This window comes from Salidesulfovibrio brasiliensis JCM 12178 (genome assembly GCF_001311825.1).
In the GTDB taxonomy this organism is placed as follows: domain Bacteria; phylum Desulfobacterota; class Desulfovibrionia; order Desulfovibrionales; family Desulfovibrionaceae; genus Pseudodesulfovibrio; species Pseudodesulfovibrio brasiliensis.
The window spans coordinates 1-8791 of record NZ_BBCB01000106.1 but is presented as its reverse complement, the minus strand read 5'-3'; the positions used below and the strand labels follow the sequence as shown (position 1 = coordinate 8791).

The following is an 8791-nucleotide window of genomic DNA, read 5'->3' as shown; positions in this document are numbered from 1 at the left end:
CGCGCCGCTGTCTGCCCGTGCGCGGAAGGCACCGACTTGCGGAAGGTCGCGGCGCAGGGCGCGCAGGCGGCCCATGTGCACGTCGCTTGCGTACACGGGGGAGATGCCCTTTTCCATGAGTACGCGGGACTTGCCGCCGCGTCCGGAACAGGCGTCCCACACCGGGGTGGGCCAGTCTTCGGGGGTAAGCATCTCCATTGCCTGCCGGGAGGCGAAGCTTCTGCGCTCCAGCGGCGGGTCGGCCTTGGGAAGGGATGCGCCGGGCGGGAAGGCGAAGGAGTAGCCCTCGATGTCCATGAGGTCTTCGCGTCCGGCCAGATCGGAAAAGAGCTGGTCCGCATCGTCGCGTCCCCACAGGCTGATGCCCACGGCAGGTTCGGAGGCCTGCGCCGCAAGGTAGGCCACTGTCCGCTCTTCTCCGTAAGCGTCCAGCCAGAGTTGGACGATCCATTCCGGGCAGGAATAGTATCGGGTCAGAAACTCGATGCGCCCCGCGCCTTTGGCGTAGTAGTCCTGATCCCGTGCCGCATCGCCGAGTTCGGACACCCGGCGCAGCACGGCGTTGAAGAGGCCGGAAAGACGCGCGGCGGGTTTGGTCTTGGCGAATTCAACGGCCCAGTCCACGGATGCGTAGACCGGAACGCGGTCCAGAAAGAGAATCTCGTAGGCTGCCACGCCGAGGGCGAGGCGGAATTTTTCCGGGATGCGGCCGAGGTCCTTCACGAATCCGGAAAGAATGAACTCGATGCGACCTTTGAGGCGCAGATAGCCGTATACCAGCTCGGTGGCCAGACCCACGTCCCGCGGGTCGAGTTTTTTGCCCTTGAGGGCGGTATCCAGCGCCCCCTGTGCGTCGCGGTCCTGCACGAGGCAGCGATGCAGGGCTTCCAGCGCGGCGGCGCGGGCCGGGGGCAGCGGGCGGGTTTTGGTGGCGGTGGCTTGCTTGGCTCTGGTCACGTCGGCTCCATTCAGTTGTTCAGGTCAAGTGAGAACGAGTAGCGTTGCGAAGCCGTCGATGGTGTTTCGGCAAAGTGACGGTTTCGCAAAATCAGGCTAGAGGTTGACGGCCTCGCCTGTGCCGATGGCTTCGCCCCGGCGGGTGCTGGCTCCGGCCAGCGCGTCCTCCTTGAGGAATCGCTGCAGGGCCTCTTCCACCCGGTCGAGAGCCACGGTGGTGTCGAGGCAGGGGCCGTTCGGGCGCTCGTTCAACACGCCGAAAACGGGCAGCGGGTAAGTGTCCTGTATGCCGCTGGCGAGGTCGCGCTGACAGGCCACGGCGATGATGAGCCGGGGCCTGAGCTGCACCACGATGCGTCGGGCGATGGTCCCGCCGGTGGCGATTGCCAGATGCACGCCGTAGCGGTCGTGGATGTCGAGCAGCCCGGCAATGGGGCACTCGCCGCAGCGCTTGCAGTTGTTCACGTTGTAGGTCAGCCGCCGGGAGCACTTGCTGGATTGCAGACAGTGCGGCATGAGCAGCAGCACGCGGTCCGGGTCGTAGCGTTCGTTCTCGGCCAGTACCAGCTCGTTGTTCACGCTGATGAAAGAGAGCAGGATCGACTTCTTCTCGATGCCGAGCATTTTGCCGATGAGGACCATCAGCGGCAGGAAGAGCTTGATGGTCAGCCCGCGAAAGCGCTGGGAGCCGGGGAGCGGCCGCTTGAGCACGATGTTCAGGAACAGGCCCCAGTAGGCCACGCAGACCAGCCCGCCGAGCAGGACGATGAGCGCGCCCAGAACCCACTTGAGCGCCGGGTGGATGTTGTCCAGCCCGATGTAGGGCACGACCCACAGGGCCACCAGCAGCATGCAGACGACAAAGCATGCGCCGCTGATGAGGGCGATGAAGAGTCGTTTTCTGGCCTGTCGTATGTGTCTTGGCTGCTGCTGCATGACCATCCGGCTGAAAGGTTGCGCCTGAGGGACTGATACCACGCTCAACCCGCTGATGACAAACGGGAAGGGGGGCGTGACGAAAAAAAGCTGGCGCGTCGGGCGCGATGCCTTAGACTTCGCAGTCCTTCATGTAGCCGCACACGAACGCGGTGGCGTCCATGGCTTTTTTCCCCTGCGGCTTGACTTCCGCGGTCAGGTAGACCTTGTCGGCGGTGCTGATGGCCAGCTTGCCGTCGATCTCGCCGAGGATGGTGCCGGGGTCCACGCCCGGAGACTCGTCCGTGCCGATCTCGCCGGGGGTGACGTTCAGGCGCATGGTCTTGCCCGAGCCGTTGTCCCACTCGAAGTAGGCGCCGGGCCACGGGTACATGGCGCGGATCTGGTTGTGGATGTCCTTGGCCGGGCGGTTCCAGTCTACTTCGCCGTCCTTTTTGGAAAGCTTTCCTGCATAGGTTGCCAACGCATCGTCCTGCGGCTTGAGCTCGTAGGAGCCGTGGGCGAGCCGCGCAAGGGCTTCCACGATGCACACGCCGCCGAGTTCGGCCAGCTCGTCGTGGATCATTCCGGCGTGGTCGTTGTGGCCGATGCGCAGGGCGCGGGCGACCATGACCGGTCCGGTGTCCAGCCCGGCCTCCATCTTCATGATGGTGATGCCCGTGACCACGTCGCCGCTTTCGATGGACCGCTGGATGGGCGCGGCCCCGCGGTGTTTGGGCAGCAACGAGGCGTGCACGTTGAGCGGGTAGTACTTGGGGACGTCAAGCACGGACTGCGGCAGGATGAGCCCGTAGGCCGCCACGACGAGGACGTCCGGCTTCAGCGCGGCCAGTTCGTCCACCGCCGCCTGATCCTTGAAATTCTCGGGCTGGTAGACGTCGATGCCGTGTTCGAGGGCCAGCACCTTCACCGGGGAGGGCCTGCACTGCTGTCCGCGTCCGCAGGGCCGGTCGGGCTGGGTGTACACGGCCGCGACCTCGCAGCCGTCAAAATCCAGAAGCGCACGCAGACTTGCCGCGGCAAAGTCCGGCGTGCCCATGAAAACAACACGCAGTTTCTCGTCTACTCCGCCCATTTCGCAGCCTTCTTCCTGTACATTGCCTGCTTGAGACGGCTGGCCCTGTCCACGATGGTCACGCCGTCGAGGTGGTCGATCTCGTGCTGCAGGATGATGGCGAGGTAGCCGTCGACATCCATGCAGACGTCATTGCCGTCAAGGTCCTTGGCCGTAAGCTTGCCTTTTTCATAGCGCTTTACCTTGCCGCTGAAGCCGGGGCAGCTCAGGCAGCCTTCCTCGGAGTCCACGCGCCTTCGCAGTCGCTCAGCTCCGGGTTGATGAGCACCATGAGGTCGGCCCGCTCCTTGGGACCGGTCTGGTCCACGCAGATGAGCCGGATGCTCTCGCCCACCTGCGGTGCGGCGAGGCCCACGCCGTCATCGGCGTACATGGTCTCGATCATGTTATCCACGAGCTCCCGGAGCTCGGGCGTGACCTCTTCAACGGGCGCGGCCTTATCAGCGAGCACCTCTTCAGGCCATCTGCATACGTTCAGCTTCATAATCGTTTATGCCTCCAACCTGAGTGCCGTTTGGCACAATCCTGACCCGCGTCTCGGGCGGGTGCGCGGAGAGGGTGGTGATTTCGGATGGTTGTCTGTTTTGTTCACTTCCGTTGCCGGAAGCCGTGCCGGGAAAATCTCTTACACGTTTTGCGTCAAAAGACAACGGACGCGCAGTGGTCGGAAATCGGTTCCGAATCAAGAGATAATCATTTGGGGGAAGATGGCAAATCCCTGCGTGACTGGCGAGTCTGCAATTCTTCGAGCCGGGCTTTGTTGAGGAGCGTCCAGTCCGCCACGCGGGGCTGAAAGAAGCCACACTCGGTGTAGGCCCGAACGATGGTTCCGCGCTGGCGCATGATCGCAAGACCTCGCTGCAATGCCCGGAACACCCGTTCTCCGTCCGGATGCGTCCTTGAGACCATCAGGTGGCGGGTTTCCAGCAGGGCGAACTTCAGGCCGGGGATGGGGGCGTAGTCTTTTCCGCCAAGCGTCAGCGTAAGATCCTCTCTTTTGCTGAACGAAAGCGGCACGTAATCAGCCCGCCCGCTCTGGATCATGTCGGGAATGGCCTCAAAGAGCGGAATCCTGATGATATTCTCAACACCCAGCCGTTTCAGGGTCTGGGCGTCCTGATTCCAGTGTAGGCCGATGACCCCGACCCAGTCTCGGTTGAGTTCCTCTGCACTTTCAACGCAGTGGAAACCGCGCCTGTCCACCGGCCCGTAAAACCCCTTCTCGAATTCGCCAAGGCGGATGACTGGCGCGCTCATGAATACGGACGAGCGGTACTCGGGCGCTTCGAACGTGGCGCTGTTATACGCCTGCGATGCCATCAGGCGTTGCCACGGGCGACTTCGAGCGTCTCGCGTCCCACGTTGGGCGTGGTCAGAAACGTCACACGCGGCTCAAGCCCGCCAAGCGCGACAGCCTGAATGGAAAGCACCAGTTCCACCAGCGAACGCCTTTCGAGGACGCCGTAGTCAGTGATTTGATGCGGGTTATGGCCGTGCTGCGCGATGGCCTTGCGGTACAGTTCGCGGTTGGCGGGGTGGATGCTGACGGACAGGTCGACCGTCTGCCCGGCAGCAGGTGCGGGCAGAGACATTGAGCAGAGGCAGATCAGAGCGGCGAACGCAGTGAAGAGCGATTTCATTGATAACCTGAAGGTCTGTTATTGGTATGGGTAAGGGTGATCGATAGAGGAAAACCGTGACCATGGCAAGCCGGAGAATGGCCAAAAAAAAAGCGCCCGGACAGGCCGGGCGCTTCTATTGACGTATGTTTGGAGTCCTATTCGGATTCCTTTTTCTTTTCCCGCAGGCGGATGCCCAGCTCGCGGAGCTGCACGTTGCCGACCTCGGAAGGAGCCTCGGTCATGAGGCAGGTGGCCTTCTGGGTCTTGGGGAAGGCAATGACGTCGCGGATGGATTTTGCGCCGCACATGATCATCACCAGACGGTCAAGACCGAAGGCGATGCCGCCGTGCGGCGGTGCGCCGAACTTGAGGGCGTCCATGAGGAAGCCGAACTTCTCGCGGGCCTCTTCGTCGCCGATGCCCAGCGCGGAGAACATGGCCTCCTGCTGCTCCGGGGTATGGATGCGGATGGAGCCGCCGCCCACCTCGTAGCCGTTCAGCACGAGGTCGTAAGCGCGGGCCAGCGCCTCGCCGGGATTCTCCTTCACGGTCTCAAGCTGCCCGGGCTGGGCAGAGGTGAAGGGATGATGCCGGGCCACCCAGCGTTTGCTCTCGGCGTCCCACTCGAGCAGCGGAAAGTCCGTGATCCACAGGGGCGCGAACGTGCTCTCGTCGATGAGGCCGAGGCGCTCGCCGATCTTGAGGCGCAGGTAGCCGAGCGCGGTGTTGGCGATGTCCGCCTGACCGGCCTGGAAGAACAGGATGTCGCCCGGCTGGCACTGGGTGCGTTCGGCCAGCGCGGCCTTCTCGTCATCGGAAAAGAACTTGACGATGGGCGACTGCCATTCGCCGTCTTCCTTGACCTTGATCCATGCAAGGCCCTTGGAACCGTAAATCTCGACGTACTTGGTGTACTCGTCGATCTCCTTGCGGGTCAGCTCCGCGCCGCCGGGCACGCGCATGACCTTGACCAGCTCGGATGCGGCAAAGACCTTGAATCCGCCGCCGCGGAAGATGTCGGTCACTTCCTGATGCTTGAGGTCGAAACGCACGTCCGGCTTGTCCAGACCGTAATCGCGGATGGCGTCGGCATAGGTCATGCGCTGGAACGTTTCAGGCAGTTCCACGCCGAGGGTTTCCTTGAACACGGTGCGGACCATGCCTTCGGCAACGCCCTGCACCATCTCCTCGTCGGCAAAGCTCATCTCCACGTCGATCTGGGTGAACTCGGGCTGACGGTCGGCGCGCAGGTCTTCGTCGCGGAAGCACTTGCAGATCTGGAAATAGCGCTCCATGCCGGAGACCATCAGCATCTGCTTGAAGAGCTGCGGGGACTGCGGCAGGGCGTAGAAGTCGCCGTTGTTCACGCGGGAGGGCACGAGGAAGTCACGCGCGCCCTCGGGCGTGGAGCGGGTCAGCACCGGGGTCTCGATTTCGAGGAATCCGTCGGAATCGAGGAAGCGGCGCACGCTCTGGGCGACCTTGTTGCGCAGGATGAAATTCTTTGCCAGCGCGGGGCGGCGCAGGTCGAGGAAGCGGTACTTGAGGCGCAGGTTCTCACCGGCCTCCACGCGGTCCTCAATGGGGAACGGGGTGGTCTCGGAAGTGTTCAGGAGCTTCCACTCGTCCACCAGAATTTCCACTTCGCCGGTGACCATGTTCGGGTTGAGCATGCCTTCGGGCCGCTGGCAGACAACACCCTTGATGGCGATGACGTACTCGGTGCGCAGGGCGTGGGCGCGCTCATGCGCCTCGGGATTGTGCTCGGGATTGAAGACCACCTGCGTGAGGCCTTCGCGGTCGCGCAGGTCGATGAAAATGAGACCACCGTGGTCGCGACGGAACTGAACCCAGCCCATCAGGGTCACGGTGTCGCCGATATTATTCGCATTGAGCTCATTGTTGTGGTGGGTGCGGCGCCAGCGCCCAGATCCTCAATGACTCGATACTCGTCGTAACTGCGTTCTTCCTGATGTTCAGACATGGTTGCTCCGTTCTTTGCCGGCCCCGCCGCGCGGGGCGTCCTGTCGCGTTGTTATGCTTGATGCGGGCCGTGAGCGGTCCGCTAAACCTTTTCGAGATATTCCTCGCGGGAAATGGTGTACTGCTCGTCGTCCCCGGCCATGTCCTTGACCGTGACGCTCTTCTCGGCAAACTCGTTCTCGCCGATGATAAAGCAGGTCTTTGCGCCGGTCTTGTTGGCCGCGCGCATGCGGCTCTTCATGGACCCGCTGCTGTAGCTGGCCTCGCCGCGCAGCCCCTTTTCACGCAACTGCTGGGCGAACAGCATGGCGTCGTTGGCCGCGCGTTCGTCAATGACCGCGATGTAGAAATCGGGTGCATCGGCCTCCATCTCGCCGAGCAGCATGGCCAGCCGTTCCATGCCGCAGGCAAAACCTGTGGAGGCGCAGTCCGGCCCGCCGAGGCTCTTTGGCAGCCCGTCGTACCGGCCGCCGCCTGCAACAGCGGTCTGGGAGCCGATGTCGCCCGAAGTGACCTCGAACGCGGTGCGGACATAATAGTCCAGCCCGCGTACCAGCCGGGGATTGAGTTCATACGGGACGTTCGCGGCATCAAGAATGCTCTTCACGTCGCTGAAATGCGCTTCGCACTCCCCGCAGAGATGGTCCGTGATTTCCGGCGCACCCTTGACGAGCTCCTTGCAGGCCTTGGCCTTGCAATCGAGCACGCGCAGAGGGTTGGTCTCCATGCGGCGCTGGCAGTCCTCGCAAAAACCGTCCTTGCCCCTGGACTTGTAAAAATCGATGAGCGCCTGACGGTAGGCCGGGCGGCATTCATGGCAACCAAGTGAGTTCAGCTCAATGGTCAGTTTGGTCAGCCCCAGCGCGTTCAGGAAGACCTTGAGCATCAGGATGAGCTCGGCATCGGCCTGTGCCTCGGGCGCGCCGAAGATCTCAGCGTTGAGCTGATGGAACTGGCGCTGGCGACCCTTCTGTGGCCGCTCGTAGCGGAACATGGGGCCGGTCGTGAAATACTTGAGCACCTTGCCGGGCTGGTATTCGCCGGATTCGACAAACGCGCGCACCACGCCCGCCGTGGCCTCGGGGCGCATGGTCAGAGACCGGCCCTTGCGGTCCGGGAAAGTGAACATCTCCTTGCCCACCACGTCCGTGTCTTCACCGATGGATTTGATGAACAGCTCGGTCTTTTCAAGGATGGGCGTCCTGAGTTCGCCGAATCCGTATCGGGAGAAGACCTCGCGGGCCGTATTCTCCAGTTTGGTGAACACCGCTGCATCCTGCGGAAACAGGTCCGCGAAACCCTTGATTTTCTTTATTCTGGACATTCGTCGTTACCAATCCTGTCAATCTCGTGCTTGGGGAAACGCTCTTCGTTAGTCCAAGCTCCCGTGATTGTCAAAATCTATATGATACGGAAGGTGGGGTTCAGCCGCGATCCTTGATGTCGTCGCGCCACTTGTTGAGCGGTGCATAGCAGCCCTGCCCTTCATGGTTCGACTTGCGGGCCTGCTCACCCTTCTCCACATCAAGCATCATCATGCAAAGATAACGATTCTGCCCGGCGTCCCACTTCAAATCGGGACAACGCTTCTGGTAACCGTACTGGCGATGCGACTCCTCACAAGGATTATCAAGGCAACACCAGCCGCAGCCCACGCAGGGTTTGGACATCTTCAGGTCTCCTGTCAGATCATTTCGGCCGGACGCAGACACTACCCGGACTCGCCGTGCTTGTGAAGCCTTGTGTGAGCGCGGCCTCCGGCGGCTCTCCGAGGGCGCCTTCAGCGGGACCAAAGGGGATAATCCCCTTTGGAATCTTTGGGTTGCCATCTGGAGCGGGGCGTGCGGGGAAATGCACTTCGTGACATTCCCCCGCACGCCCGCTCCAGATGGCGGGATTTGGCCGGTTTGGTTTTTGTCTGGGAAGAAGAATGAAAGTGAACAGGGAGCGTTTTGGCTTTCTGAGGAGCCAATATCCTAAGTGAAGACGAGGCTTAAGTGATGTGCGTTCGCAGAATTATTAGAACGCGTTGCAAGCATCAATGCAGCCTTACATGACCAAAAACCATACCTCCGCCCAAGCTGACCAACTTCCTTGTCCGGAATTGTATTCAACAGCGTGGGCAACGCCCAACTAATAGTTTTTGCGGAAAGGAGAGGGGATGGAGAGTCTGAGAGGAAGGGGAGAGGAAAACCGCTTTTGCAAAAAGGGGTTTTCC

At 61.8% G+C, this 8791-nt stretch carries 7 protein-coding genes and 2 pseudogenes; all 9 read right to left on the bottom strand.

Annotated elements, in window-relative coordinates; translation table 11 throughout:
• A partial coding sequence (locus tag JCM12178_RS15865; RefSeq protein WP_054652811.1) for a transcription antitermination factor NusB occupies positions 1 to 957 on the bottom strand: 957 nt, incomplete at its 3' end.
• 96 nt (positions 958 to 1053) lie between these two features.
• On the bottom strand, positions 1054 to 1893 hold the full coding sequence (locus JCM12178_RS15860) for a DUF116 domain-containing protein (protein ID WP_054652813.1): 840 nt from the start codon (positions 1891 to 1893) through the stop codon (positions 1054 to 1056).
• A gap of 112 nt (positions 1894 to 2005) precedes the next feature.
• Positions 2006 to 2968, bottom strand: a complete 963-nt coding sequence (fmt, locus tag JCM12178_RS15855; RefSeq protein ID WP_054652809.1) for a methionyl-tRNA formyltransferase — start codon at positions 2966 to 2968, stop codon at positions 2006 to 2008.
• Positions 2956 to 3452 (bottom strand): annotated as a pseudogene (gene def / locus JCM12178_RS15850) (peptide deformylase). Before def ends, fmt begins: the two are co-directional and overlap by 13 nt.
• Positions 3453 to 3661: 209 nt before the next feature.
• Entirely contained in the window at positions 3662 to 4288 is a 627-nt protein-coding gene (locus tag JCM12178_RS15845; RefSeq protein ID WP_054652807.1) for a hypothetical protein, read from the bottom strand.
• Positions 4288 to 4608, bottom strand: coding sequence for a hypothetical protein (locus JCM12178_RS15840; protein ID WP_054652805.1), 321 nt, complete (start codon positions 4606 to 4608; stop codon positions 4288 to 4290). The genes JCM12178_RS15845 and JCM12178_RS15840 overlap by 1 nt, the downstream gene beginning before the upstream one ends.
• A 137-nt stretch (positions 4609 to 4745) precedes the next feature.
• Positions 4746 to 6574 (bottom strand): annotated as a pseudogene (gene aspS / locus JCM12178_RS15835) (aspartate--tRNA ligase).
• Between the two features lie 81 nt (positions 6575 to 6655).
• Entirely contained in the window at positions 6656 to 7897 is a 1242-nt protein-coding gene (gene hisS, locus JCM12178_RS15830; protein ID WP_054652803.1) for a histidine--tRNA ligase, read from the bottom strand.
• Positions 7898 to 7997: 100 nt separating this feature from the next.
• Entirely contained in the window at positions 7998 to 8243 is a 246-nt protein-coding gene (locus JCM12178_RS15825; RefSeq protein ID WP_054652801.1) for a hypothetical protein, read from the bottom strand.
• Between the last annotated feature and the right edge of the window lie 548 nt (positions 8244 to 8791).